Here is a 23,012-nt window from a genome sequence, read left to right as displayed (position 1 = left end):
AAATGAAGGATTCATGGCTATTCTGTATCATTTGGATTCACAATGGCGAAGTGTAAATGATCTTCCCACTTTCCTTTAATCTTCACGTTCTGCTTGGAAAGCCCCTCTTTATGAAATCCTGCCTTCTCCAAAACTCGAATCGACCCGATATTTTGCGGCATTTAGGCAGGCACTCTCTTTCAAATGTTTTGATTTATGGGCAGGCATTTCCAAACATGCCATTGTGAGCAATTTTTTTTGCCTATCTGTATTTTTATATTATAATAATTATTAAATAATAATAGATGAAAGAGGTGTTCCCCATGTCCATTTATCAATTTGAAGTAGAGAATGCATACGGTGATAAAGTTTCTTTAGAAGAATTTAAAGGAAAAGTGCTCTTAGTGGTGAATACGGCTAGTAAATGCCGCTTTACATACCAATTTGAGGAATTGCAAAAGCTGTATGAAAAATATCAAAAGCAAGGTTTCGAAATACTGGGATTTCCATGCAACCAGTTTGATCAACAAGAGCCTGGAACAAGCGACCAAGCGGCTTCTTTTTGCCAATTAAAATACGGCGTCACGTTTCCGATGTTTGCAAAAATCGATGTAAACGGAAAAGACGCTCATCCTTTGTTCCATTATTTAAAACAAGAGGCGCCGTTCCGTGGATTTGATGAATCGAATATGACAGAAAAGCTAGTGAACTACCCTCCACTTATCAACCTTACGGTTTGATTGAAGTGGGGGCTTCTCGGGTAATCCCGTCTAATGACAGAAAATTGACCGAGCTAACCCTCTCGTTCCGAAAGTTATTATTCTTTATGCTAATAAGCGTAATCCCTCATTTTTGATATTGATTGCTGAATTGTGATCGCGATCTAATACAAAGCCGCAAGAACATTTATATACACGTTCAGATAATGGCATTTCTTTTTCCTTGCCGCAACATGAACACTTCTTAGTGGAGGGAAACCACTTATCAATTTTCACAAGTTGTTTCCCCTGTTCTTTTAGCTTATACGCTAAGAAAGTAGTGAACATCCCCCAGCCGTTATCATGAACGCTTTTTCCAAAGTTGAGGGCTTGAGACATGCCTTTCATGTCTAAGTCCTCAATAATCACAGCGTCATAGTTTGTTGCTAATTCTTTTGACTTATGATGAAGAAAGTTTCTGCGCTGATTCGCTGTCTTTTCATGTAGCTTAGCCACTTTCAGGTGTTGTTTTTCCCATCTTGCAGAACCTTTCTTTCTTCGAGAAAGAATTCGTTGTGCTTTTGCTAATTTATCTAAGGCTTGCCGATAGTAACGTGGGTAATTGGCTTTCTTACCCTGTTCACTCTCGACATATAGACCATCCATAGCAAAATCCAAACCAACAACTTTCTGTATTTTAACTGGACGAATATCTTTCTCATATTCTGTCAAAATTGAAATGTAGTATTTGCCTGTCTTTGTTTTAGAAATAGTGCAAGATTTGATTTTATAATCAGCAGGTATCTCTCTATGCTGTTTCATTTTTATTGGCTTTTTGATTTTTGGCAGTTTGATATGACCATTTTCTAGCTTAATATTTCCGTTGACCATATTAGTTGTATAGGATTGTTTTGCTTTACGATTTTTGAACTTTGGAAAATCCGCATTTCCTTCAAAGAAATTCTTATAAGCAGTCTGTAAGTTCATTTGTGCATTTGCCAAAGCTAAAGAATCCACTTCTTTTAGGAATGGAAATTCACTTTTATATTTTGCAGGGGTCGGAAACTTTTGCTTTTTAAGCAATTCTTTATCATCCTTGAACTTTTCATACGTTTCTTTGCGTTCAGCTAACATCTTATTGTAGACAAAGCGAACACAACCAAATGTCTTAGCTAATAATGCGGATTGTTCTTTGTTTGGTAACAAACGAAACTTGAAAGCTTTGTTTTGCTTGGCCATATCAATTCACCTCACTTTGTGCGGAAAAATTTCGTATATATTGATTATACCGTAAAAAATCCGTACAATCAATATGAGGTGATAATCATGAGAGAAGAGAAAGAACGTGTAGAAATTCGTATGCCTAAGACGATATTAGAAAAATTGGAGCAATATCAAAAAGAAAATGGGATTCCAACTAGAACAGCCGCAATCTTAGAATTGTTGAGAAAGGGATTGGAAAAATAACTTTGGCTAAAGCCAACCGAAATTCATCTCCCACCTACTCATTGGTGCTATTCGCACCTTCACATTCCTAGAGGATGGGAGACTTCTTTCGGAAAGACGTTAAAAATAAAACTGGCAAATGACTATCCTGAATGGCTGGTCGGCGATGATATTAAATGGAATTTCACCAAATATTTAATTAACAAAAACGGTCAAGTCGTGGATAGATATGAACCATGGGAAGAACCGGTTGATTTCGAGCAAAACGTTCAGAAATTATTAGAAGAGTAAAGGGAACATAAGACAGCAAAACCCTGTCATTAAATAAGTGCTTTTCATGCATAAAATGGAAAACCTTTGATTTTACAGATATAAAAATACGAATGCAAAAAAATAGGATAAAAAGTATTGACTATTTTTTATGCATCCAATAAAATAATACATGTCAGTTAAACGATACTGATTTTCGATTCCGTAGCTCAGCTGGGAGAGCGCCACCTTGACAGGGTGGAGGTCGCTGGTTCGAGACCAGTCGGAATCATTGAACGAGCGTCAAGCCGTGACTTTCAATGGTTTGACGCTTTTTTGTTTACGTTGACATAAGCGCAGACTCGTCCGAAAGGTTTCACCCTACTTAACCCGGTATGTTGCACGCTTCGAAAAGGAGCGTGTTTTTTCATGCGAAACAATGAACGAACATGTCGTGAGGAAAACCGCGATCAACCTAGACGATCTTTCCGAAACGTTCTTTGCAATCAAAAAGGCGGAAGATCAAGCGCCTAACACTCTAAAAAAATACCGCGACAACTATTCGTGTTTTACCGAGTATTTAGATAAATGCGGAATTCCACGATCAATTAACGAAATTACTCGTGATACTATTCGATTTTTATCACAAATTAATGAAATTTTTTCTATATCCTCTTTTTATGGACTGAATTTCACCCTTGTTTACTTTATCTAATCAAGGCCTATATATTTTCTCATAATTACCAAATTTTTCTTACATACCAATTATTGTAAAATTTATTGTGTTGCTTCTTTCAATGTCACGTTAAATTCTTGCGACATGATATCTTCCCTCCCTCAATAAAGTTTATTTTTCTCCCGAATACTCGCTTTTTCTCAAAATTTCATAGACACTTAATAGAATACACACCTCATTTAATGGATATATGTTGAATTTTTTTAAATAATTTACATGGTAGGGGGCATCCTATCAACCAAATTGTATTTATTTGGTAAAAATAAGGTATAACCGTGCTTCATCATCTCCACATCACTCACGGTCGCTAACCCTCCCACATCTCTCCGGATTGAATTCCATACATTCCTTCGTCCTGCGTATCCATGAGGTGGAGGTTGGATATGCTCCTTTGCTGGGTCACATGCCCGTATGGAATAAATAAGCTCCAACTCTGCACTATTGGTGTTTGTCATTTGAGATAATTACGGTATTCTGAAATGATTTCATGAACTTAATAAAGCCTTAAGCTGCCTGTAATGAATCGATTTGAGGCAAACCTCTCAATAACTTTGAACCATCAAATTCACACTGTTTTTGACCAATGACAAATAAGACACGTAGTAATTTACAACACAAGGCAATCAGTGACTGCTGTTTCTTCAAAGGTCGATCAGGACGCTTTGTGTAGTATTGATGCAGGGCTTTAAACGTTGGATTATGGGCAACGAGTGGACGAATGGCCAAGTATAAAGCTCTTCGCAATCGACTTCGTCCTCGTTTTGTGATCTTGGTTTGCCCCTTAAACTTCCCGGAACTATGTTCACGTAATGACAGCCCTGCCAGATTTACTAATTGCTGGGGATGACTATACTTTACCCGTGGTGCTAGTTGAGTGTCAGCGCTCAACCAGCCCTAGTGTGACCAAGGAATAAGCCAACAAGATGCCATCGAGTGCCACTTCAAACCCGGCAATGGAATTCGCTCGAATGTCGGTGATCCGGTATTGGTCTACGAGAATCGAAAACACCGTCTCGATGACTTTGCGTTTTTTCCTGATCCATTCTTCCCATGCCTTGGATGGGCCGTGCTTTTGATTGTGTCGAGACGGTGTCCAGAACGCGGCTTGGTGTTCTTCGTACAGCTTTTCTCGAAGAGCGTGGCTGATGTACCCTTTGTCCCCAAAGTTGTAGGGATGAGGGATTTGAGTCATCACCGTTTCAGCGGCTTTGACGTCGTGGCAGGACGCTTCCGTCACGACATAGCCCATGGCCAGCCCTTGATTGGTCACTTGAAGATGCAGCTTGAAACCGTAGTACCATTGCTTTTTGGAAGCACAATACCCCATATCCGCGATCCCTCGAAACCGCTTGACGCGCTGCATTCTTGCGGGATGGCACAACGGAAGAGGCAAGCTGTCGACGACCGCATAAGCATGGTGTTGGCCACGTTTCGCCAGCTCATGACGGATCCATTTGATGGCGAAACCAAGCGCTCGGCAGCGGCGGTTGTATCGGGAGCGTTCAAGAAACGAGCCGTTTGTGAACAAATTTCCCGTGACAAAACGATGCCAGGCTCGTTCGGAAGAAAAGCCCAGCAGCTTCCCCAAAAGGTGAACCGCCATGACCACTTCGTCTTCTTGCTTGACCAAGTGACGGTTGCGGCGATGAAGATACATTTGAATCAACGACAGTTGGGCAGAAACAAAACAGAAAATAGCGGCATATTGTTTTTGAAGTTTGGCTGGATCTGTAGTAAAATGAAAGTGCTCTTGCATGGGGGATCTCTCCTTTCGAATGTTGGGTGACACTTTCATTCTACTGGAGATCCGCCAGCAAGGGCTATTTTTATGCTTGTCTGAGTTTTATCTAGCACCACGGGTTATACTTTGTTATATCCCCGACCTCAGCGAAGAATAGCGCGACTGTTGTAGGACCTAAGCCTTGAATATTGATCATTTCCTTCGCTCCAGGTATCGTTACTACAAGTGCTTCCAGATCCTTATCTAACTGTCCTAATTGCTCTTTGTATAGCTCATATTGATCGAGTAAATAATCCAATTCACGTTTAGCAAACTTGATACCAATTTGGATACCAATGCTCTTTTTCGCTGCTTCTATTAACTTTGTAGCTCGTTTGATTCCTACACCACGGTTTACTTCTTGTTTCCATTTCGCAAGAACTTCTTCTGATGTCATTTCTTTAATCTGAGAGGGGAATGGAAAGTTTCTTAATGTACAAAGAGCTGCCTTTCCTTCCCAGTCTTTAAATACATCGAAAAACTCCGGAAAGTAACGCTGGATGTGATTTTGAATACGACCTTCTGTGATCATAAGCTGCTGGATGAGCTGATCTCTTAATTTGACGCCTTCTCTTAGCTCTGCATAGATGCCATCTAAGAGATTTGGTACGGAGTATCGCCCATCTTTAATCAGCTGTGCAATCACACGTGCATCTTTCGTATCGTTTTTAGTTGGAGAGTTATCATCCAGCTCTTTAGTTTTTTTGACATGCATAGGATTGACCAAGACAAAGTCATAACCTTTAGCAGTCAAGAAATAGGCCAGACTCAGCCAGAAATGACCGGTCGGCTCAACACCAAAAATGACATGTGTTTTTTGGTGTTCCTTTTGATGCCTCGAAACCCAATCAAGCAGTTTTTGATAGCCATGTATGCGATTTTCAAAGATCAGTCTTTTTCCAAATTCGATTCCTCGATCATCCTGAGCTCGAGCGACGTGTTTGTCTTTGGCGATATCAATGCCTACAATTAATGTTGATGGTGTAATTTGCGAGATTTTACGATTTTGCGTATAATTCATCTTGAGTCCTCCTTGGTAATTATTAATTCGGGGTCAATGCATTGACACCCTGTACTATACCAAGAGGGCTCTTTTTGTTTCAAACCTCAAATTTCTTCATTACAGGAATAGCTCCTTATTAGTAGTTATCTTCCCAGTTTGTTTTCTATATAGTTCTCGAAAAACCTTCAAAGATTTTAAAAAGAACCCGCGTATAAATTGCCTGTTTCCGGAAAGATAAAAATGGACATACTAATACATTGAGGTGATTAACATGGTAGATTACATCGTATTTTTCGGCCTTATAAGCGTTGGTCTTGTCTTTTATATCCTCGCCTTAAAACTCGAAAAAGATTATTCGGTCATCGGCGATCTTGATCGTCAAAAATGCGAAAGTCCAATCGAATTGCGACTTTACGATGCGCTGTCCTTAAACGGCTATTATGTAAAAACGCAAGTGCCATGTGGTAAATACCGGATCGATCTTGCGCTGCCAACGTATAAAATCGCTATTGAATGCGACGGTAAAGCGTATCATTCAACACCTGAACAAAAAGCACATGATCGACGTAAAAACGCTTATCTGCGGAAAAACGGCTGGAAAGTGATGCGGTTTAGCGGCCGGATGATTCACCGAGATTTAGCGAAAGTACTCGAAAAGATTAAAAGCGAAATATAAAAAACTTCTGCTTATACTTACATTGTTCCATAATAATTTCCATTGAATTAACAATGTTGCTTTCGTATCAGACCCCCAAAGTTTTTTCTGTGCGCAAGTCTGAAACCCATAAAATTCACAGAATTTCCAGACGTCTTTTCGAGAGGCATGCGGTCACAAAAAATCCGGCCATTACATTAATGATTGTACGTTTATAACGAAATTTAGCACGTTTATCATGATGTAGGCTCTTGAACTTATGAGGAATTTTTTAAAATGATAGAATTTTCATACCTTTAAATGCGTACTAATTGGATTTTTGCAGCTCCTATCCAGTGAATCAAATGATTCGAGGAGCTTCTTCCCGTATTTTTACTGATTGCAAGAACATATTAAAATAAGTAGAATGATAAAATATAAAAAAAAGAAAGGTGCGCGGCCTCCGATGTTGGGAGCATTAGAGGCCTGTCACCTTTCACGAAAATGTCTGATCAATGGGTAGCGCAAGATAACTGCTTTCTAAGGGGATATTGCTGCAAGTTTCAGATTTTATTCCGGTTTGACTAAAATTTTCACTTGATCTTTTTCTTTGATGAGTTTTTCAAATCCTTCTTCTACAATTTGATCCAGTTTAATTTTTTTCGTTACAAGCTTTTCAGCTGGGAAATAACCTTGTTTCATTAAATTCATGACTGCTGGGAAGATATCGCGGTATGCAATGACTCCCTTTACGTTTCTTTCTTTTAAAACGATGTTATTGGGCAAAAGGTTCGCTTCTTTTTCCCAAATACTTACGATCACTGTTTCTCCTTCGAACGCCGTACTGTCAACGGCTTGTTGTAAAACAGCCGGCACTCCTGTTACTTCAAAGGAAACATCGACGCCTCCATCGGTCAATTCGAGAAGCTTTTGGACGGGATCTTCATTTTTCGGATTGATGCCGGCAGTTGCGCCGAGTTCCAACGCTTTTTGAAGACGTTCTTCGGAAACTTCTACGGCATATATTTCGGAAGCACCGGCTGCTTTTAAAGCTTCAATGACAAGAAGCCCGATTGGACCTGTTCCAAAGACAGCCGCTTTATCACCGGCCTTAATTTTGCTCGATCTTACAGCGTGTAAGGCTACAGCTGCCGGTTCCACAAGTGCCCCTTGTTCGAAAGAAAGGCCTTCTGGCATTTTATGAACCATGTATTCATCTACTACAGTATATTCAGAGAATCCACCGCCTCCTCCGGCTAAACCGTGGAATCCTAAATTTTCGCAGAGATTGTATTTTCCTTGTTTACATGCAGGACATTTTCCACAGCGAAGAATGGGTTCTACAACGACAGGATCTCCTACTTTTACTTTCGTAACTCCTTCGCCCACTTCCACTACTCGTCCCGAAAATTCGTGTCCCATAATGATAGGAGCTACATCTTTGCTGATAGGATGAGGTTCTTTGACAGGAATAAAAATAGGACCAGCAACGTATTCATGCAAATCACTGCCGCAGATTCCTGCCCATTCCACTTGGATTTTTACTTTTCCTTTTTCTACTTTCGGTTCTTCCACTTCCTCCACTCGAATGTCGCGAACGTTATGCCATCTTGCACCTTTCATGAGGATTCCCCCTCTTTATTTTCTTTACACGTTCATTGTATCATCAAAACTCCTTTTATTTTTATCTATTCAATAAATTTCAAAAATAGTTCAAAAATACTAGAATTGAATTTTGTCATTTTCATCGTGCGCCGATGAAACAGGGTTTATATTAGGAAAGACCTATCCATTTCCATATAAAAGAGAATGACTCCGTTCAAACTGCTAAATGGGGATGAAACCACCATTACAGGAGCCATTCTCTATGAAAAAGGATGAATATAATAAATTGCCCAATGACAACAACCTCTTTTTAAGAAGTGATATTTATGATTTAGGAGAATACTCTTTGAATATTTCGTACAAAAATTTTATCGATTTGTTCATCGGTTAATCCGCCTTGCTTCATTTTCGGAAGGATATTTTCGAAAAGATGTCCGGGCTGCCAGTTTTTCAGAGCTTCTTTCATTTCCGGAGGCATTTGCGGCGGTCGTCCCAGCCAAACGTTGACTGTGTCATGAGAGAGGAACAAACGGTCTTCAAATCCGAGCGCAATCAATCCCATAAACGTTCCAATGCGGCGGTCATCCGTTGGAGCTCCAACCAAATTTTGCAGTCCAAAGCGGTCAAAGGCAACGTTGACTCCATAATCCAGCGTCCGAAGTTGGTAATCGATATCGTTGTTCCCACACATGTGTCCGATGATAATTTTTTCCGGAATGCCGCCGTTTTCGACTAGAAGTTTGGCTTGCTCCGGTCCCATTGTGCCCTCTTGTGTATGGGTGACAATCGGGACGCCGGTTTCTTTTTGAACTTGCGCCGCTGCTACAAAGAACATTCGTTCATAAGGTGTGATTCGATCCTTGCTGGAGGCAAGTTTGATCACCCCTGCTTTTATGCCCGTCCCTTCAATTCCTTCCGTCACTTCGGTTTTCAGCAAGTCGTAAATTTCTTGTTCGGCTGTGCCAAGCGCTTGGCGGAATTTAAAATACGCCGGACCGCCTTCCCCTTCATAGTAATAGCCTGATGCACAAATAATGTGAATGCCGCTCCTTTCTGATAACGCTTTCAAAATTGTCGCATCACGTCCACAATCACTAGGTGTCGGGTCAATCACCGTCTTCACGCCGTGCTTTTTCATAATCGCTGCCGCATGGGACGCTTCTTCCAACAGCGTTTGGTTTGATCTCCCCGCCAACGTCCGGTCTCCTTGAAATCCCGCATAATCAAAAAAGAAATGTTCATGCATCAACGTTTTTCCCAACTGTTCAAGAGCCAGCTCTCCTGTTACTGTTTGAATGCCCATTCCCCTGATCCCCCTCTTTTTAAAACGCTTTCATTCCATTTTACTGACCAATTGACAGGTTTATTCGAACAAGACAAAACTCGTCCGTTTGCTGCATGATAATTTTCCGCCCAGGAATCATGGGAGTTCTATGAATTGCAATCTTTTTTAAAAGACCTTTGGAAAAAAATACAACCTCAGCTTCATTGACAACCGAACGAATGTTCTATATAATTCACCACAAGGAGGTGCGACCAAATGGAATCCCTTTTCAGAAGAAGCATGCGGGAGCGGTTCCCCATTACGATCATTTACGAATCCAAATACGGAAAGTTTTCTCAGCGAACCATTCTTGTCCTCAACCTAAATGAACACTCCATCCTCGCCTACTGCTTTATGCGCCAAGACTTGCGAAGATTTTCCATCGATCACATACTGTCCGCGTTTCCAAGCCGCTTTCACCAAATGAAACGTTCAAAAAGACGGTCAGCCGGCTGAAGCAGATCATCCCCTTTTCTGACAAAAATTCGTTGACGATAAAATGAACTAGAAGAAACTTTTCTTTTTTCCCATCTGGAGGAATAAAACTTATAAGAAAATTTTGCATTTTTATGGTAAACTAGATAGGCAAACGTTTAGCCAATGGGTTGTTTTCGTCATCTTCCCTCATCCGGCGGTCATTGTTTCCAGACGACTCAAACAAATACCGGAATAAAAGGAATACTTGACATTATCTACTGGAGGGTTGACAAATGTCTCAACAACGCGGAACGGTTACAGAACATACTATTTTTTCAAAAGAATTGAACGAAGAAATCCCTGTTCTTGTCTATTTGCCCCCCTCTTTTTCGCCGCTTTCCAAATATTCTTTGCTGATCACACAAGATGGCAAAGATTATTTTCAATTAGGAAGAATTCCTCGTTTAGCCGATGAGCTGCTTGGGAAAAAAGAAATTGAAAACATTATTATCGCGGGTATTCCTTATAGAAATGTTCAGGATCGTCGGAGGAAATACCATCCGGATGGGGAACAGAATGCGGCTTACATCCGCTTCCTTGCCCATGAATTGGTACCTTTCCTCGACGATGCTTACCCCACTTACCAAATGGGCATGAGCCGCTGTTTAGCCGGAGATTCTTTAGGGGCAACGGTTTCTTTAATGGCAGCGCTTCAATATCCAAATATTTTTGGGAAAATCATCCTTTATTCTCCATATGTGGACGAAAAAGTTTTGAAAACCGTTGAGAACAACGACCAAATGCATCTTTTGGATATTTATCATATCATCGGCCAACAAGAAACAGCGGTGAAAATGACAAACGGACAGGTAAAGGATTTCTTAAGCCCGAATCGGGAGCTCCATTTGCTGATGGAAAGCAAGGGATTAAATCCATTTTATGATGAGTTCGATGGGCACCATTCTTGGAAATATTGGCAGCCTGATTTAAAAAGAGCTCTTCGGAAAATGTTTGCCATTTGAATTTTCAAACTATAAGTTTTGAATCATTTGAAAATTTGTTATAATAAACTACATATGTCTAATAAAGGCATAGTGAGGAGGATGAAAATATGAAATATGGAATTGTGATATTCCCGTCGAAAAAACTCCAAGATTTGGCCAATTCCTATCGAAAAAGATATGATTCTCACTATTCGTTAATCCCTCCGCATCTGACTTTAAAAGATCCATTTGAAGCGGATGAAGCCAAAATTAGCGAAATCGCACAAAAACTAAGCGGGATTGCCAAAAAATCAAAGCCCCTAACGTTGCATGTCTTCAAGGTAAGCTCTTTCCAACCGGTTAACAACGTCGTATATTTTAAAGTAAAACCGACGGAAGAATTAGAAAAACTGTATCAAGATATTCATGAACAATTTCCTGACGATGATACGAAATACGCTTTTGTGCCTCACATTACGATCGCACAAGATTTATCGAATGATGAGCATTCCGATGTTTATGGATCGCTTAGAATGCTTGGCATTGATCATACAGAAACAGTAGACCGATTCCATTTACTGTATCAATTGGAAAACGGACAGTGGACAGTGTATGAAACATTCTTATTAGGAAAGGAATAAGCCCATGCAAGTGAAAGTCGTTGAAACAAAACATGAGCTTGAACAAGTCTTTCAAATTAGAAAAAAAGTATTTGTGGAAGAACAACATGTACCAATAGAAGAGGAAATCGACCAATACGAAAAGGAAGCAGTCCATTTTCTCCTTCTTCATCATGGAGATCCGGCAGGCGCCGGAAGGTTCAGGATAGTGGATGGCAAAGGAAAAGCAGAGCGGATTTGCGTTCTTCCTGAAGCGCGCGGATCAGGTGCCGGCAAAGCGATTATGGAAGCCATCGAGGAATACGCTAGAAGCCAAAACGTTCCGGCATTAAAGCTTAATGCCCAAGTCCATGCCATCCCTTTTTACGAAAAGCTTGGATATAAAGTTGTCTCCGAAGAGTTTATGGATGCCGGAATCCCTCATAAGACAATGCTGAAAGAATTCTGACCTGATAAGTTGTGTCAAACACCCTATCCGAGCACTGCAATCGCTTCCTTCTTCATTTCAACGCACAAAAAGTGAATACTATCTATAGTATCCACCTCCCATTATGTGCAGCGCCCTCTAAACGGTTGCCTAGTTTATGTATGATGGTTAATGAACGTCATGGATGTCCGGCATTTTACCAACGTAAATCGATCTTTTTTCTCATATCTTGTTCTTTTTCCGTCATGGTACTAGAATGTTTTTTCTTTTTTGGCAACGGTAGTTTTTTATCAAGCATCTTCTGAAACGGGGATTTCATTTTTATAGGATGAATGCTTTGAATTTGATAAGGCCGTGCCATTTGATTTCTAATCCGTTCATGATACTGGATAGTATGAAACGAAAGATTAGGATTGATATAGCCCACAATCATTCACTTCCTTTTCTATAGTAGGTGCCGCAAATCCATAGAACGGGGGATGTTGCCCCCGTCTATGTTCGATCACTGTTTATATATAATATTCCAAAAATTCAATCATTTTTCAATGTTTTCATCACTTAGTGGCAGTCAGCAAGTTATTTCCCTGACTTTTTGTTCATCATTTGGGAAATTGCATTGAAATCTAATTTTTTCCCGTCTTTTATAATCGTTCGAACAATTTTATCCTCCATTTCTTTGGAAACAGGTTTGTTCGCGATTTCTGAAACTCGGCGGATGACATGGCGGACGGTTTTTTCATCTCGAAAATCAGCATTTTGTAGAGAATTTGCCAATTCAAAAACATCCTTCATATTGACGCCTGTTTTCTTTTCGATATTCTTAAAAAATTGATTATCCATTTTCTCTACCGACCTCCTTTTGGCTACTGCTATCATATTCAACCCTTAGCGTTTCGTGCACCAAAAGAAAGCCTGAATTCTTCAACAATTGAAAAAGCAGAGAGCCTGTTGCCCTCTGCCTTTCCATTCATCTAGGTGAGGCCCATTAATTAGCAGAAACTTGCGCCAACTATGATTAATAAGATGAAAAGCACGACGATTAGCACAAACGTAGAGCCGCCATAAAAACCACCGTAGCCATAGCCGCCGTAGCCGCCACAACCGCAGCCGCCGAAGCCGCCGTAGCCACCGTATCCTCCAAATCCGAAGCCCATGATCGTCACCTCACTTTGTGATTTCATTAATAACATATGTGGAGGTGTACGTTCTTGTATAGGCTTTTGCCATGAAAGTTTGATTATCCCTTTGGTTTAAATAGCAGTGCACCGATAAATCCAAAAATGATGGCGGCGGAAATTCCTGAACTCGTTACTTCAAACATTCCTGTTAATACCCCTACAATGCCGTGACGTCTTGCCTCTTGCATCGCTCCTTGTACAAGTGAATTGCCAAAACTGGTAATCGGAGTAGTGGCACCCGCACCGGCAAAATCGATCAACGGTTCATACAGTCCAAATCCGGACACAATAGCACCTAAAACAACCAATAAACACATCGTATGGCCCGGTGATAATTTTGCAACGTCAAAAAGAAGCTGACCGAGAACACAAATCGCTCCACCGACGACAAAAGCCCAAAAGTACATGGCGATCATATGGATCACTCCTTTTCTGTTCAATTTGTTATGTCGCTTTCATCGACCAACGCCTCTTACAGCATTTGCGAACAATGAAATCGGATGATTAATCTTCATTTCGTGGAGTAAAGATGCCTAAAAATGCAGATCTTTTGAACTTGAACGTTTCATCCTTATTACAAAACGCCGAATTTGAACAAAAGTGTTTTAATTAAAGCAATCACAAAGGCTGAAAAAACACCGAACACAATGACCGATCCGGCCAATTTAAACATATTGCCGCCTACTCCTAGAACGAATCCTTCAGTTCGGTGCTCAATGGCTGCAGAAATAACTGAATTTCCAAATCCTGTAACCGGAACTGCGCTGCCTGCGCCTGAAAATTGACCGATTCTATCATAAACCCCAAATCCCGTCAGGAGCATCGACAGGAATACAAGGGTAGCAACAGTCGGATTTCCCGCTGTTTGTTCTGTAAAATCGAAGAAGTAAATATAAAAATACGTGATCGCTTGTCCGATGGCGCATATCAGCCCTCCTACGAAAAAAGCCCGCAGGCAATTTTTTAACACTGGTCTTTTCGTTTCATATTTTTTTTCAATTTCTTCATATTCCTGTTGAACCATGGTTTTTTGCTGTTTCGGCATTTGAATACTCCTTCCTTTATGTAAGTTCTTTTGACAGTTTTATTATTTTCCGAAAACGCTTGTTGGCTTCTTTTTTGGATATTTTTCCTGCATCTAAATCTTCCTTCAATCTAACGGATTCCAAAAATATTTTATAGTCGCTTGAGACAACGAAATGATCGTGTGGATATTGTTTCTCAAGTCTCTCTTTTAAATTCTTTTCGATGGTTTTCATTTTAAATCTCGACAAATGCCTTACTTTATAAGCAACCAGTATATCCTTTTTCCCTTCCACCACAGAAACATCATAAATTTCATTCATCCGGCTGACTTCTTTTTTAATGGCAGCTACTTTCTTAGAGGAAGAGTCGGATAATTTTATCGGTTCGGGATCCGTCGTTTTCATCAACGCCAATTTACTGTCTTTTGTGTGATTGCTGCCCATGCCGCCGCATCCGGAAAGACAAAGGAAAAGAACAAATATGGCCATAATTCCTTTTACGATGTTCATAACGTCATCTCCTCAACATTGCTTGTTAACTAAGTCTTATTTTTTTCCAAACCCGTTATTTTATAATGGAAATGGTTAACAACTATAAGATCCGCATCTGGTAAAAGCCATGTTCTCCTATCGCGACTAACAATGAGTGCACTGTGGTTGTTCAAATAATCTAATTGATCATAAAAAATGGTTTTGAATTCAGTTCACTTACATGACAAAATCCATGATTGGATCCTAGCTCATTAAATAATGGATAACTCAATGGCTAAATTCATTAAAAAGGATGAGCTACTTAATTTTATAGTGAACAAAGAAAAAACTGTTTTCGTTCTAGGCGAGAAAAACACACAATTAAAACATGAATTGTATAGATTACAAATGAGTTGGATAAAGGTTGAAACGAGATTGTGTGATGATTTTGAAGGACACGATATGACCCGTGTTGAATATGTGTACCGGTATTGGGACATGAATAGCGATAATGTAGGGAAAGAATACAGTACTAAAGATATAGCGAATATGGTCGATATAGCGGAATCGACGGTAAGAAAATATGCACAAGCATTGGAAAAAGCAGGTTATAGATTCAGGAAAACCGAGAATGGATCCAGGATCTATACGAATAACGATGTGTTTGTTTTCAAAGAAGTAAAGAGTTTATCTAAAAAAAGTGCTGTGCCAGTGGAACGTATGGCGAAAATGATCGTAATCAATCAGAAACAAAAAATACAAAGTGAAGCGGAAGGCGAAACACTTAAACAAGTCCAGTCAAATCAACAAGAATCAAGCGATATAACACAATATGATAACCGATTCAATGAGTTAATGAATCAATTGGATAAACTCAACATGATGGAAGATATAGTAAAAGAGCTTCGAGAACTCAATGAGCTCAATAGACAATTAACGGAACGATTTCAAGAACAAGAAAAATTCATCAAAGAGTCATTGGAGAAACGTGATCGACAACTCATGAAATCATTGAATCAAGCTTTAGAAATCAGGAAAGCTAGAATCGAAGCCGCCATGGCAGAAAAAGAGAAACAAAAAGGTTTTTTTTCACGTTTGTTTTCCAAAAAACGGAAATAAAAATAAGAAGACCGAACTGATTGTGAATCGACATTCAAAAATTTAAGAAATATGTGTCTTAAATGAGGAACACAAGCGGGATTTTCTTTCGTTATGTGTATAAATGACTTGCTAAATGCAAAAATTCCGCTTCATTTTTGGGGACAGATTCGGGGATCTACCGCTCAAAATCAGAAGGAAAAATTTCTTTTGCTCATTTTAAACGTTGAATAATGAGGTTGCCAGGGCAACAGTATGCTGCTCTTCAACCTCTTTTTCAACACTGCCAAAATAATCCCTTGAGTTATTGGAAACAATCTATATATTATAGACGATTTTGTTGACACTGCCTTCTTATTGAATGTTTGGTAGCACTTTCATTTTAAAGGAGATCCTTCATGCAGGGCTATTTTTATGCTGATCTCATTTTATCTAGTACCACGGGTGATTTAATATTCTTTTTATTGTTTTTTTATAATTCACTCTCAAGAAGATCAAAACGTTTACTCCAAAATTTCTCAAAAAAAGCAGCCATTCTGTAGCTTGAAATAATGATGCGGTATTTAAGCAACACGTGTGAGTTTTTCCATTTACAATCTTATGGACTAATTCGCTCGCTCTAAAATCTTCATTTGTTTTGAAATAGAAGCCAAAAACAGATCAAACGGTTTCGCTAGTAACTGTCCTACTTTCAGAAACAGCTAATGCATAAAACTTTCATTTAAATGATCATCTTTATTATGGTTAACCAATTAGTTAAATATAACAGATATCACACCTATATTAAACCATTTGGTTAAAGAGAAAGAATTCATTCTTTCAAATTCAAACAGCTTTCTTCAGATACAAAAAGATAGTTAGGTTCAAATTTGCATTAAACACAAAAGTTCTTGTCGAAATGATAGACTGATAGCAACATTATTTTTCGAATATTCAAATAAACGCTTCGGCAAAAAGCCGCATTACGTTCAAAAGTCGTATCAAACTAAATGATCCCATTACCCAAAAATAATCTCTAACCATCCTTCAGTAAACCATGATTTCTTTTCTCCTTCATGATTCACCCTTTCTTTTTATTTTAAAAACACAGCGCCAATCCATAAAAGGACGGTGGCACAAATATCCATGATCATCTCTTTCTTTTTGTTCGTTATCACCGTCACCATTAAGTCTACCAGCGCCACTAGCGACAATAAAAATAGTTGAATAGAGATACTGACTCTTAAAAGCCCACAAATGAAAAGAATAAGCGCGCACACAATCCCTATGTTAAATTCGTCGTATTTTTTTAAAAGTTTGCTTTCTTTTATCTTTTTATCCATTATCCTTCTCTCCATTTTCTGCTTGCTCATTATTCCTCTAAATATTTCCCTTTTCCTTTCGTACCTTTTTCAATTGAATCATGATGATCATATGCTGCTACAAAAACTTTAGTAGGGAATAAACCGCCATTACAAAAATATTCATAACGAACGCCTTTTTCATCTTTGTAGGAAACAACCATATAATAAGTCCCCTTTTTACTGTCATAAACCATCTTTTTCGTTTCTATCCGGTCGGCATATCCTTTTTCCTCCGATGATCCATTGTGGCTTTTTGTGCTGCAGCTTTTTGAAAGTAAAACTTGTCCGTTAGAAAACCTCCTCCGATCAGGATGAGAAGGACGAGCATAAGGCCCTTCATTTTTTTGCTCTTCATCCAAAAATACCCTTTTCTTCCAAAATAATAATATAGTCATTTAATTATAAGTCAAAAAAGTGGATAAGAGAGAAAAACTTAAAACTAATATATATTTTGGCATTTTTCTTGTTCGTTTTTATGTTTTAGGGTCCTTTTAACGAGTTCTCCGTTTCTGCCTATTCAGACTTATCTTCAAAACCTTTTAATTTCTCAAATAAAAAAGATTCACCCGGCGGCGAATCATCGCATGATCGATTCCTTATTTTTTGCTGCGTCTCAAATCTCCCATTCTTAAGATATAAGCCAGTAGATTTTTTCTTGCATGCCGCTTCATATGTTTTGCCTTATTTCTCCATAAAAAAGCCTCCTCAATCGTAAACAGAATCATTTGTTTTCTTTTTCTGTCTACCTTGAGGGGATCCAAACAGACAGGTTTTTATTTCAATTTATCTTGATACTTTCGATCCTTTTTTAATAGAGTGCTCCGGTAAAGGATTCTACTATTTTCAATGAATGAATGCTGACTGAAAATTTTTAAGTAGGCTATCTGCTCCATTGGACGATTCCTCATTTTGATTACTTTCGTTTGATGTCTATGTGGCATCATCCGCTATGATGATTAGAATCGTCTTTATGGTCATCCAATTTGTCCGCTTTAACGAAGGTTTTGTCCTGTTCTTTTGCCTCGTTCAAGATAGGTGGTTCTGCAACAGTCTCGTTCCTCCCTATTTCCATCGTGTACTGCTTTTGCATCGGAGTGTTCGGCAGGGGAAATTTAGGCTGACTGATATACAATAAAGGCGGTCTCGACTGTTTGATTCTTTGGCTTTGTTCCATTCTCAACCCTCCATTCTGATCGAACCTTCCTCATTGTATGCTGCGACCGCCCATTTGTTGATAAATAGAAAAAAGCTGGCTTGAAATGAGCATCCTTTCCAAGCCAGCCTATCGACTCGATTAAAGCGCCGTAATATGAAAACCTGAATCCACATGTATATTTTCGCCGGTGATTCCACGTGACATGTCGCTGAATAAAAATGCAGCCGTGTCCCCAACTTCTTCTTGTGTAGTAGTTCTTCTAAGCGGCGAGCGTTCTTCAATAACTTTTAAGATCGAGTTAAAGTCGCTGATCCCTTTTGCCGATAGTGTACGAATAGGTCCTGCCGAAATCGAATTGACACGGATTCCATATTTCCCTAAATCCGCAGCCAAATATCTCACGCTTGCCTCCAAAGCTGCTTTAGCCACACCCATCACATTATAGTTGGTTACCACTCGTTCACCGCCTAAATACGTCATTGTGACGATGCTTCCACCTTCTGTCATCAACTCTTTCGCTTCTCTGGCGACGGCGGTTAATGAATAAGAAGAGATATTTTGAGCGAGAAGATATCCATCTCTGGAAGTGTCCACATAGTCTCCGCTTAAATCCTCTTTATTGGCAAAGGCAATGCAATGCGCAAGACCATGAATGACCCCGACGCGATTTTTTATTTCCGCGAAACATTTTTTAATATCTTCGTCATTGGTGACATCACACGGCAAAACAGGCGAGTCCTCGTTTAAAGATTCTGCCAGTTCCTTCACGCTTTTTTCCAAACGTTCTCCTGCGTATGTAAAAATAAGACGCGCCCCAGCTTGATGAAGGGAACGAGCAATGCCCCATGCGATGCTCCGCTTATTCGCGACCCCCATCACCACAAACGTTTTTCCTTTTAAAAGATCCATGTTCCGTTTCCTCCTAATACAAGTTATTAGAACCTGATAAAAAGTTTAGCATGTTTCCATACAGAAAAAAAGCCCTGATAAAAAGGGCTTCCGGATTCTGCAAGGGAATCAAAAAACACTCCGTTCTATCCGTTTTCCTTATTGCTTTTTTAATTCCTTTCTTTTCCACGTATTATGTTTTATTTTGAATAATGAAAAAAGACGAAATATGTACTTCTCAATGGACAAAAAGGAAAGAATAAAAAGAAACACGACGACTTGGGGGAATTGAAAATGAACATCGATATTATTGGAGACATTCATGGTTGCTTTCAAGAATTGGTAGAGCTGACCGAAAAACTTGGATACGACTGGAAAAAAGGCATTCCTGTCCATCCAAAGGGAAGGGTGCTTTCATTTGTTGGAGATTTGACGGACAGAGGGCCTCAGTCTCTGAAAGTGATAGAAACCGTCTACCTGCTTTGGAAACAAAAACTTGGTTACTATTCGCCAGGCAACCACTGCAACAAGCTGTACCGCTACTTTCTCGGAAATCGTGTTCAAATTTCCCATGGGTTGGAAACGACTGTAGCCGAACTGAAGGCTCTCCCCGAAAAAAATGCCGCCCATTATCGGCGCATGTTCATGAAACTCTATGAAAATGCCCCTCTTTATCAAATTCTAGACGAAAGCCAATTGATCGTCGCTCATGCCGGCATTCGTGAACAAGATATTGGAAAAAACAATCAACGCGTCAAAACTTTCGTCTTGTACGGCGACATTACCGGTGAAAAACATGCGGACGGAACTCCTGTTCGCAGAGACTGGGCCAAATATTATCGAGGAAAAGCCTGGATTGTTTACGGACACACTCCTGTAAAAGAACCACGAATTCTTAACCGAACTGCCAATATCGATACAGGGGCTGTATTTGGCGGAGCCCTCACCGCTTTTCGTTGGCCCGAACTCGAAACGGTGAGCGTTCCTTCCACGATGCCCTTCGTCCCCGAAAAATTTCGAGAAACATGGGATTAACTCTTGAGATTCCACTGGGACTAGAGGTCGATCTTAGTATGGAAAGCAAGAATTTGTTTCATATCCAACGGCAACGGTTCACTAAACTCCATATCCCTTTGGAATACAGGATGGTAAAATTGAAGATTAGCGCAGTGGAGGGCCTGTCTTGAAATGAAGCTCGTATTCCCGCCGTAAAGATCATCTCCCAACAGCGGATGTCCGATAAAAGACAGGTGGACGCGAATTTGATGCGTCCGTCCGGTGTCCAATGTCAGCTGGACATGGGCAAATTGGTCGTATTGCCTAAGCACTTCGTAATGTGTACAGGCATACTGGCCATCTTCTCTTACAGTGCGTTCAATAATGCTCGACTCTTTTCTTCCAATGGGCTGTTCGATCGTTCCTTGATGGTTTAAAAAAATTCCTTCCGCAAGGGCTTGATACGTTCTTTTCACCCCGCGCCTTTTTTGCATTTCGCTGAAAAGATGATGAATATGGCGGCTTTTCACCGCCAGCACCAAACCTGACGTGTGACGATCAAGCCTTGTCACAATATGGGGAGCCGCCTGAATCCCTTTCTTTTCATAATAACCCAATAGTGCGTTTGCAAGGCTTCCCGAAGGATGCTCCCGGGAAGGAATTGTATTCATTCCTGCAGGTTTGGAAATCACGAGTAAGTATGGATCCTCATACACAATCGAAAGCGGAATATTTTCCGCCTGCAAACTTTCAGATGGCATCTCCGGGGGAAACACGACAGTCAGTCGCTCCCCTTTCTTCAGGCGATAGCGGACATTTTGCTCCTTGCCATCAACCATTATTTTTCCACCCGAAAATTTGATTGCGGTTAAAGCTCGCTTGGAAATATGCTGTTTTCCTAAAAATTCTCTAATGAGAAGACCATCGGCATCTTCATGGATGACCCACTCAAGCTGAAAAGGCATAAAGGTTTTCATATTGCTCCTCACCGTTGTTAATCTTCGGAAATAAAAGAATCACGCACCCGCTTCCAAAACGGAAAAGGGCGGAAACGGGCAAAACGGATCGTTTCATTCGCTACCCGATATTGAATCGATTTAACATCCTTGTGGAGAAGTGTTAAATGATCAATGGTAATCAAAAAATCCATTTTATTAACCGGCTTTAGCATACACGTATGATGAGAAGGCAAAATCAGCGGAGAGCCGACTGTCCGGAATACCCGATTATTAATGGAAGCCATTTCTGCAATTTGAATCGCCCTAATAGAAGGATGGATAATGGCTCCGCCAAGCGCTTTGTTATACGCGGTGCTTCCCGAAGGGGTCGAGACGCAGAGTCCGTCTCCCCGAAAGCGTTCAAAATGGGATCCTCTGATTTCCACATCCATCACTAAAGTACCGTCCACGCTTTTCACCGTCGATTCATTCAAAGCCAAGTATCTCGTTTCTTTTCCTCCGTGCTGGTAGCGAATAATGATTTCAAGAAGGGGATATTCGACCACTTGAAAGGGGGTTCTTGCGATCGCAATGACCAGTTTTTCGATTTCTTCGGGAACCCAATCGGCATAAAATCCCAAATGTCCCGTATGTATTCCGACAAAAGCCGTTTTGGACAGCCTTGAACTGTAGCGATGAAAAGCATACAGCAGCGTGCCGTCTCCCCCTACTGAAATGACAATATCAGGCTGGTTATCGTCATAGGTTAAATCAAAATCCTGCAAATACGTTCGGATTTTGTGCATAAGCGCATTGGATTTCGCATCTCCTTTGGACGTGATCGCAAATTTCATTTTTCTGTCCCCCCTTTTTGATCCGATATTTTGTCATTGTGATCCTTTTTCGCTTCTTTCTTCTTTGTAAAAAAAGCCTGCGCTTCTTGAATTTCTTCTCGAATTTGCGACATTTCCTCATCCAACTGAAAGGCTGCTTCTGCCGCTCTCTGCAGCCTCATTTCGATTTCTTTCGGAAAACGCCCTTTATATTTATAATTCAAAGAATGCTCGATCGTAGCCCAGAAATTCATGGCCAACGTACGAATTTGAATCTCGGCTAAAATCTTTTTCTCTCCATAAATCGTTTGGACGGGATATTCGATGATCACATGATAAGAACGGTAGCCGCTTGGTTTTTTATTTGAAATATAATCTTTTTCTTCTACAATCGTAAAATCTTTTCGCATCCGCAAAAGTTCTACCACTTTCATAATATCGTCCACAAATTGGCACATCATCCGCAAGCCAGCTATATCCTGCATTTGTGTTTCCAATTGATCCAGCGGAATCCCTTTTTGATTGGCTTTATCCAAGATGCTGGCGATCGGTTTCACCCGCCCGGTAACAAACTCAATAGGAGAAGGAATGTTCATCAATTCAAATTGTGACCGCAGCCCTTTCAGTTTCACCTTCAGCTCATCTACAGCTTGCTTATAAGGCGCTAAAAATTGATCCCAGTGATTCACTTTCTTCACCTCACAAGAGGAAAATATTCTTTTCCCCTATTCTATATAACCGGCCGTTACTTTTCGAAAAAAACAGATTCTACTTTTGCCACCATTTCTTCTCCATAATTGCTGTTTCCTTCTATGTTGTGGATTAAATAGGAAAGTTCATCAGAAAATTGAGTTAATTCCAATATTTCTCCTTCAATATCGGCTTTCACTGCTGCGTCCGTTTGCAGCACCTTATGTAAATCCGCCCAAACAGGCTCGTGTATGTAAAGATATATATATTCGTCTTTATCTTCCGCCAAATAAATAAAAGCGAATTGATCGGAATCGACGATCATTTGTCCGCTTGCTTTCAAAGCAGGAAAAGTCTCCTTTTGATCCGTTTTCAGAATGAGATTTTTTCCATCCCATTCGGACTTTGTAAAGTGAATTTTCTTTCTCATCTTTTGTCTCCCTTCCAGGACTTTTGATGCAATCATTGATGTTTTTCATGATTCAAGACATAATT

General features: G+C 40.0%; 26 protein-coding genes, 1 tRNA gene and 3 pseudogenes. 10 read left to right on the top strand and 20 right to left on the bottom strand.

Translation table 11 applies throughout. The annotated features are described in order from the left end of the window. Positions 1–17: 17 nt before the first annotated feature. Positions 18–161: pseudogene (locus tag N1I87_RS04955) on the bottom strand (GNAT family N-acetyltransferase); the annotation flags it as partial. A gap of 141 nt (positions 162–302) precedes the next feature. On the opposite strand from N1I87_RS04955, the gene N1I87_RS04950 reads away from it, so the two are divergent. After that, positions 303–719 (top strand): glutathione peroxidase, encoded by a 417-nt coding sequence (locus N1I87_RS04950; RefSeq protein ID WP_341100858.1) that lies wholly within the window; start codon positions 303–305, stop codon positions 717–719. A gap of 84 nt (positions 720–803) precedes the next feature. Here N1I87_RS04950 and N1I87_RS04945 read toward each other — a convergent pair whose 3' ends face one another. Then, positions 804–1,916, bottom strand: a complete 1,113-nt coding sequence (locus tag N1I87_RS04945) for an RNA-guided endonuclease TnpB family protein (RefSeq protein ID WP_003353982.1) — start codon at positions 1,914–1,916, stop codon at positions 804–806. A gap of 87 nt (positions 1,917–2,003) precedes the next feature. Here N1I87_RS04945 and N1I87_RS04940 point away from each other — a divergent pair, with 87 nt between their 5' ends. Both N1I87_RS04940 and N1I87_RS04935 read left to right on the top strand, forming a co-directional pair. Then, positions 2,004–2,144, top strand: coding sequence for a ribbon-helix-helix protein, CopG family (locus N1I87_RS04940; protein ID WP_003352379.1), 141 nt, complete (start codon positions 2,004–2,006; stop codon positions 2,142–2,144). Between the two features lie 447 nt (positions 2,145–2,591). Then, positions 2,592–2,664: transfer RNA gene (locus tag N1I87_RS04935), tRNA-Val, on the top strand. 948 nt (positions 2,665–3,612) lie between these two features. On the opposite strand, the pseudogene N1I87_RS04930 reads toward N1I87_RS04935, so the two are convergent. The 3 genes and pseudogenes from N1I87_RS04930 to N1I87_RS04920 all read right to left on the bottom strand — a co-directional run. Beyond that, a pseudogene (locus N1I87_RS04930) lies at positions 3,613–3,963 on the bottom strand (transposase); the annotation flags it as partial. 22 nt (positions 3,964–3,985) lie between these two features. Next, positions 3,986–4,864, bottom strand: coding sequence for an IS982-like element ISGsp1 family transposase (locus tag N1I87_RS04925; RefSeq protein WP_011231214.1), 879 nt, complete (start codon positions 4,862–4,864; stop codon positions 3,986–3,988). Between the two features lie 103 nt (positions 4,865–4,967). Continuing rightward, positions 4,968–5,909, bottom strand: a pseudogene (locus tag N1I87_RS04920) (IS110 family transposase); the annotation flags it as partial. A gap of 253 nt (positions 5,910–6,162) precedes the next feature. On the opposite strand from N1I87_RS04920, the gene N1I87_RS04915 reads away from it, so the two are divergent. Then, the gene (locus N1I87_RS04915; RefSeq protein WP_174521043.1) at positions 6,163–6,567 is read left to right on the top strand and encodes an endonuclease domain-containing protein; all 405 of its coding nucleotides are present in this window, start codon (positions 6,163–6,165) and stop codon (positions 6,565–6,567) included. 528 nt (positions 6,568–7,095) lie between these two features. Here the strand turns inward: N1I87_RS04915 and N1I87_RS04910 are convergent. Both N1I87_RS04910 and N1I87_RS04905 read right to left on the bottom strand, forming a co-directional pair. Further along, complete coding sequence (locus N1I87_RS04910; protein WP_341100855.1) at positions 7,096–8,148, bottom strand: 2,3-butanediol dehydrogenase; 1,053 nt, start codon at positions 8,146–8,148, stop codon at positions 7,096–7,098. A 313-nt stretch (positions 8,149–8,461) separates the two neighbouring features. Continuing rightward, on the bottom strand, positions 8,462–9,433 hold the full coding sequence (locus N1I87_RS04905; protein WP_341100854.1) for a phosphotriesterase family protein: 972 nt from the start codon (positions 9,431–9,433) through the stop codon (positions 8,462–8,464). Positions 9,434–9,670: 237 nt separating this feature from the next. Between N1I87_RS04905 and N1I87_RS04900 the strand changes: the two genes are divergently transcribed. The 4 genes from N1I87_RS04900 to N1I87_RS04885 all read left to right on the top strand — a co-directional run bounded on the left by N1I87_RS04900 (position 9,671) and on the right by N1I87_RS04885 (position 11,922). Then, the gene (locus N1I87_RS04900) at positions 9,671–9,910 is read left to right on the top strand and encodes a hypothetical protein (protein ID WP_340396356.1); all 240 of its coding nucleotides are present in this window, start codon (positions 9,671–9,673) and stop codon (positions 9,908–9,910) included. Between the two features lie 254 nt (positions 9,911–10,164). Then, entirely contained in the window at positions 10,165–10,893 is a 729-nt protein-coding gene (locus N1I87_RS04895) for an alpha/beta hydrolase (RefSeq protein ID WP_048622909.1), read from the top strand. An 89-nt stretch (positions 10,894–10,982) separates the two neighbouring features. Next, positions 10,983–11,495 (top strand): YjcG family protein, encoded by a 513-nt coding sequence (locus N1I87_RS04890; RefSeq protein ID WP_003353623.1) that lies wholly within the window; start codon positions 10,983–10,985, stop codon positions 11,493–11,495. Between the two features lie 4 nt (positions 11,496–11,499). Beyond that, on the top strand, positions 11,500–11,922 hold the full coding sequence (locus N1I87_RS04885) for a GNAT family N-acetyltransferase (RefSeq protein WP_341100853.1): 423 nt from the start codon (positions 11,500–11,502) through the stop codon (positions 11,920–11,922). Between the two features lie 555 nt (positions 11,923–12,477). Here the strand turns inward: N1I87_RS04885 and N1I87_RS04880 are convergent. The 5 genes from N1I87_RS04880 to N1I87_RS04860 all read right to left on the bottom strand — a co-directional run bounded on the left by N1I87_RS04880 (position 12,478) and on the right by N1I87_RS04860 (position 14,614). Then, positions 12,478–12,741: a stage VI sporulation protein F gene (locus tag N1I87_RS04880; RefSeq protein WP_327803803.1), complete on the bottom strand. Its 264-nt coding sequence runs from the start codon at positions 12,739–12,741 to the stop codon at positions 12,478–12,480. Positions 12,742–12,890: 149 nt separating this feature from the next. Next, positions 12,891–13,055, bottom strand: a complete 165-nt coding sequence (locus N1I87_RS04875; protein ID WP_270584206.1) for a YjcZ family sporulation protein — start codon at positions 13,053–13,055, stop codon at positions 12,891–12,893. Between the two features lie 83 nt (positions 13,056–13,138). After that, positions 13,139–13,495, bottom strand: coding sequence for a stage V sporulation protein AE (gene spoVAE / locus N1I87_RS04870; protein WP_003353628.1), 357 nt, complete (start codon positions 13,493–13,495; stop codon positions 13,139–13,141). A 158-nt stretch (positions 13,496–13,653) separates the two neighbouring features. Next, the gene (spoVAC, locus tag N1I87_RS04865) at positions 13,654–14,124 is read right to left on the bottom strand and encodes a stage V sporulation protein AC (RefSeq protein WP_270584207.1); all 471 of its coding nucleotides are present in this window, start codon (positions 14,122–14,124) and stop codon (positions 13,654–13,656) included. Between the two features lie 16 nt (positions 14,125–14,140). Next, entirely contained in the window at positions 14,141–14,614 is a 474-nt protein-coding gene (locus N1I87_RS04860) for a sporulation protein (protein WP_341100852.1), read from the bottom strand. Between the two features lie 423 nt (positions 14,615–15,037). Here N1I87_RS04860 and N1I87_RS04855 point away from each other — a divergent pair, with 423 nt between their 5' ends. Continuing rightward, complete coding sequence (locus N1I87_RS04855) at positions 15,038–15,694, top strand: hypothetical protein (protein WP_341100850.1); 657 nt, start codon at positions 15,038–15,040, stop codon at positions 15,692–15,694. Between the two features lie 1,052 nt (positions 15,695–16,746). Here N1I87_RS04855 and N1I87_RS04850 read toward each other — a convergent pair. The 4 genes from N1I87_RS04850 to fabI form a co-directional block, all read right to left on the bottom strand. Continuing rightward, positions 16,747–16,995, bottom strand: coding sequence for a hypothetical protein (locus tag N1I87_RS04850; protein WP_341100848.1), 249 nt, complete (start codon positions 16,993–16,995; stop codon positions 16,747–16,749). A 29-nt stretch (positions 16,996–17,024) separates the two neighbouring features. Continuing rightward, on the bottom strand, positions 17,025–17,375 hold the full coding sequence (locus N1I87_RS04845) for a hypothetical protein (RefSeq protein ID WP_341100846.1): 351 nt from the start codon (positions 17,373–17,375) through the stop codon (positions 17,025–17,027). 581 nt (positions 17,376–17,956) lie between these two features. Continuing rightward, positions 17,957–18,190, bottom strand: coding sequence for a hypothetical protein (locus N1I87_RS04840; RefSeq protein WP_341100844.1), 234 nt, complete (start codon positions 18,188–18,190; stop codon positions 17,957–17,959). A 120-nt stretch (positions 18,191–18,310) separates the two neighbouring features. Beyond that, complete coding sequence (gene fabI, locus N1I87_RS04835; protein WP_341100842.1) at positions 18,311–19,081, bottom strand: enoyl-ACP reductase FabI; 771 nt, start codon at positions 19,079–19,081, stop codon at positions 18,311–18,313. Positions 19,082–19,354: 273 nt separating this feature from the next. On the opposite strand from fabI, the gene prpE reads away from it, so the two are divergent. Beyond that, a complete protein-coding gene (prpE, locus tag N1I87_RS04830; protein ID WP_341100841.1) occupies positions 19,355–20,095 on the top strand; it encodes a bis(5'-nucleosyl)-tetraphosphatase PrpE in 741 nt (246 codons plus the stop codon). 20 nt (positions 20,096–20,115) lie between these two features. Here prpE and N1I87_RS04825 read toward each other — a convergent pair whose 3' ends face one another. Genes N1I87_RS04825 through N1I87_RS04810 form a run of 4 tightly spaced genes read right to left on the bottom strand, consistent with a single transcriptional unit; the run spans position 20,116 to position 22,947 of the window. After that, the gene (locus tag N1I87_RS04825) at positions 20,116–21,033 is read right to left on the bottom strand and encodes an RluA family pseudouridine synthase (RefSeq protein ID WP_270584311.1); all 918 of its coding nucleotides are present in this window, start codon (positions 21,031–21,033) and stop codon (positions 20,116–20,118) included. 17 nt (positions 21,034–21,050) lie between these two features. Continuing rightward, positions 21,051–21,848, bottom strand: coding sequence for an NAD kinase (locus N1I87_RS04820; RefSeq protein WP_003353645.1), 798 nt, complete (start codon positions 21,846–21,848; stop codon positions 21,051–21,053). Beyond that, a complete protein-coding gene (locus N1I87_RS04815; protein ID WP_003353646.1) occupies positions 21,845–22,516 on the bottom strand; it encodes a GTP pyrophosphokinase in 672 nt (223 codons plus the stop codon). Before N1I87_RS04815 ends, N1I87_RS04820 begins: the two co-directional genes overlap by 4 nt. A gap of 56 nt (positions 22,517–22,572) precedes the next feature. Beyond that, positions 22,573–22,947, bottom strand: a complete 375-nt coding sequence (locus tag N1I87_RS04810; RefSeq protein ID WP_003353647.1) for a UPF0738 family protein — start codon at positions 22,945–22,947, stop codon at positions 22,573–22,575. Between the last annotated feature and the right edge of the window lie 65 nt (positions 22,948–23,012).

The sequence above is a fragment of the Bacillus sp. FSL W8-0102 genome (assembly GCF_038007225.1).
Classification (GTDB): Bacteria; Bacillota; Bacilli; order Bacillales; family DSM-4216; genus Bacillus_O; species Bacillus_O smithii.
Note: the sequence above shows the minus strand (reverse complement) of the source record. Positions and strands in the feature narration are given on the sequence as shown.

Excerpts from the sequence above, each read along its gene's own strand:
- spoVAC (WP_270584207.1), bottom strand. The coding sequence starts at position 14,124 with ATGCCGAAACAGCAAAAAACCATGGTTCAACAGGAATATGAAGAAATT.
- N1I87_RS04950 (WP_341100858.1), top strand. The coding sequence starts at position 303 with ATGTCCATTTATCAATTTGAAGTAGAGAATGCATACGGTGATAAAGTT.
- N1I87_RS04895 (WP_048622909.1), top strand. The coding sequence starts at position 10,165 with ATGTCTCAACAACGCGGAACGGTTACAGAACATACTATTTTTTCAAAA.
- N1I87_RS04905 (WP_341100854.1), bottom strand. The coding sequence starts at position 9,433 with ATGGGCATTCAAACAGTAACAGGAGAGCTGGCTCTTGAACAGTTGGGA.
- N1I87_RS04820 (WP_003353645.1), bottom strand. The coding sequence starts at position 21,848 with ATGAAATTTGCGATCACGTCCAAAGGAGATGCGAAATCCAATGCGCTT.
- N1I87_RS04875 (WP_270584206.1), bottom strand. The coding sequence starts at position 13,055 with ATGGGCTTCGGATTTGGAGGATACGGTGGCTACGGCGGCTTCGGCGGC.
- N1I87_RS04925 (WP_011231214.1), bottom strand. The coding sequence starts at position 4,864 with ATGCAAGAGCACTTTCATTTTACTACAGATCCAGCCAAACTTCAAAAA.
- N1I87_RS04850 (WP_341100848.1), bottom strand. The coding sequence starts at position 16,995 with ATGGATAAAAAGATAAAAGAAAGCAAACTTTTAAAAAAATACGACGAA.
- N1I87_RS04885 (WP_341100853.1), top strand. The coding sequence starts at position 11,500 with ATGCAAGTGAAAGTCGTTGAAACAAAACATGAGCTTGAACAAGTCTTT.
- fabI (WP_341100842.1), bottom strand. The coding sequence starts at position 19,081 with ATGGATCTTTTAAAAGGAAAAACGTTTGTGGTGATGGGGGTCGCGAAT.
- N1I87_RS04825 (WP_270584311.1), bottom strand. The coding sequence starts at position 21,033 with ATGAAAACCTTTATGCCTTTTCAGCTTGAGTGGGTCATCCATGAAGAT.
- N1I87_RS04940 (WP_003352379.1), top strand. The coding sequence starts at position 2,004 with ATGAGAGAAGAGAAAGAACGTGTAGAAATTCGTATGCCTAAGACGATA.
- prpE (WP_341100841.1), top strand. The coding sequence starts at position 19,355 with ATGAACATCGATATTATTGGAGACATTCATGGTTGCTTTCAAGAATTG.
- spoVAE (WP_003353628.1), bottom strand. The coding sequence starts at position 13,495 with ATGATCGCCATGTACTTTTGGGCTTTTGTCGTCGGTGGAGCGATTTGT.
- N1I87_RS04855 (WP_341100850.1), top strand. The coding sequence starts at position 15,038 with ATGACCCGTGTTGAATATGTGTACCGGTATTGGGACATGAATAGCGAT.
- N1I87_RS04880 (WP_327803803.1), bottom strand. The coding sequence starts at position 12,741 with ATGGATAATCAATTTTTTAAGAATATCGAAAAGAAAACAGGCGTCAAT.
- N1I87_RS04900 (WP_340396356.1), top strand. The coding sequence starts at position 9,671 with ATGGAATCCCTTTTCAGAAGAAGCATGCGGGAGCGGTTCCCCATTACG.
- N1I87_RS04915 (WP_174521043.1), top strand. The coding sequence starts at position 6,163 with ATGGTAGATTACATCGTATTTTTCGGCCTTATAAGCGTTGGTCTTGTC.
- N1I87_RS04890 (WP_003353623.1), top strand. The coding sequence starts at position 10,983 with ATGAAATATGGAATTGTGATATTCCCGTCGAAAAAACTCCAAGATTTG.
- N1I87_RS04810 (WP_003353647.1), bottom strand. The coding sequence starts at position 22,947 with ATGAGAAAGAAAATTCACTTTACAAAGTCCGAATGGGATGGAAAAAAT.
- N1I87_RS04910 (WP_341100855.1), bottom strand. The coding sequence starts at position 8,148 with ATGAAAGGTGCAAGATGGCATAACGTTCGCGACATTCGAGTGGAGGAA.
- N1I87_RS04840 (WP_341100844.1), bottom strand. The coding sequence starts at position 18,190 with ATGGAACAAAGCCAAAGAATCAAACAGTCGAGACCGCCTTTATTGTAT.
- N1I87_RS04860 (WP_341100852.1), bottom strand. The coding sequence starts at position 14,614 with ATGAACATCGTAAAAGGAATTATGGCCATATTTGTTCTTTTCCTTTGT.
- N1I87_RS04945 (WP_003353982.1), bottom strand. The coding sequence starts at position 1,916 with ATGGCCAAGCAAAACAAAGCTTTCAAGTTTCGTTTGTTACCAAACAAA.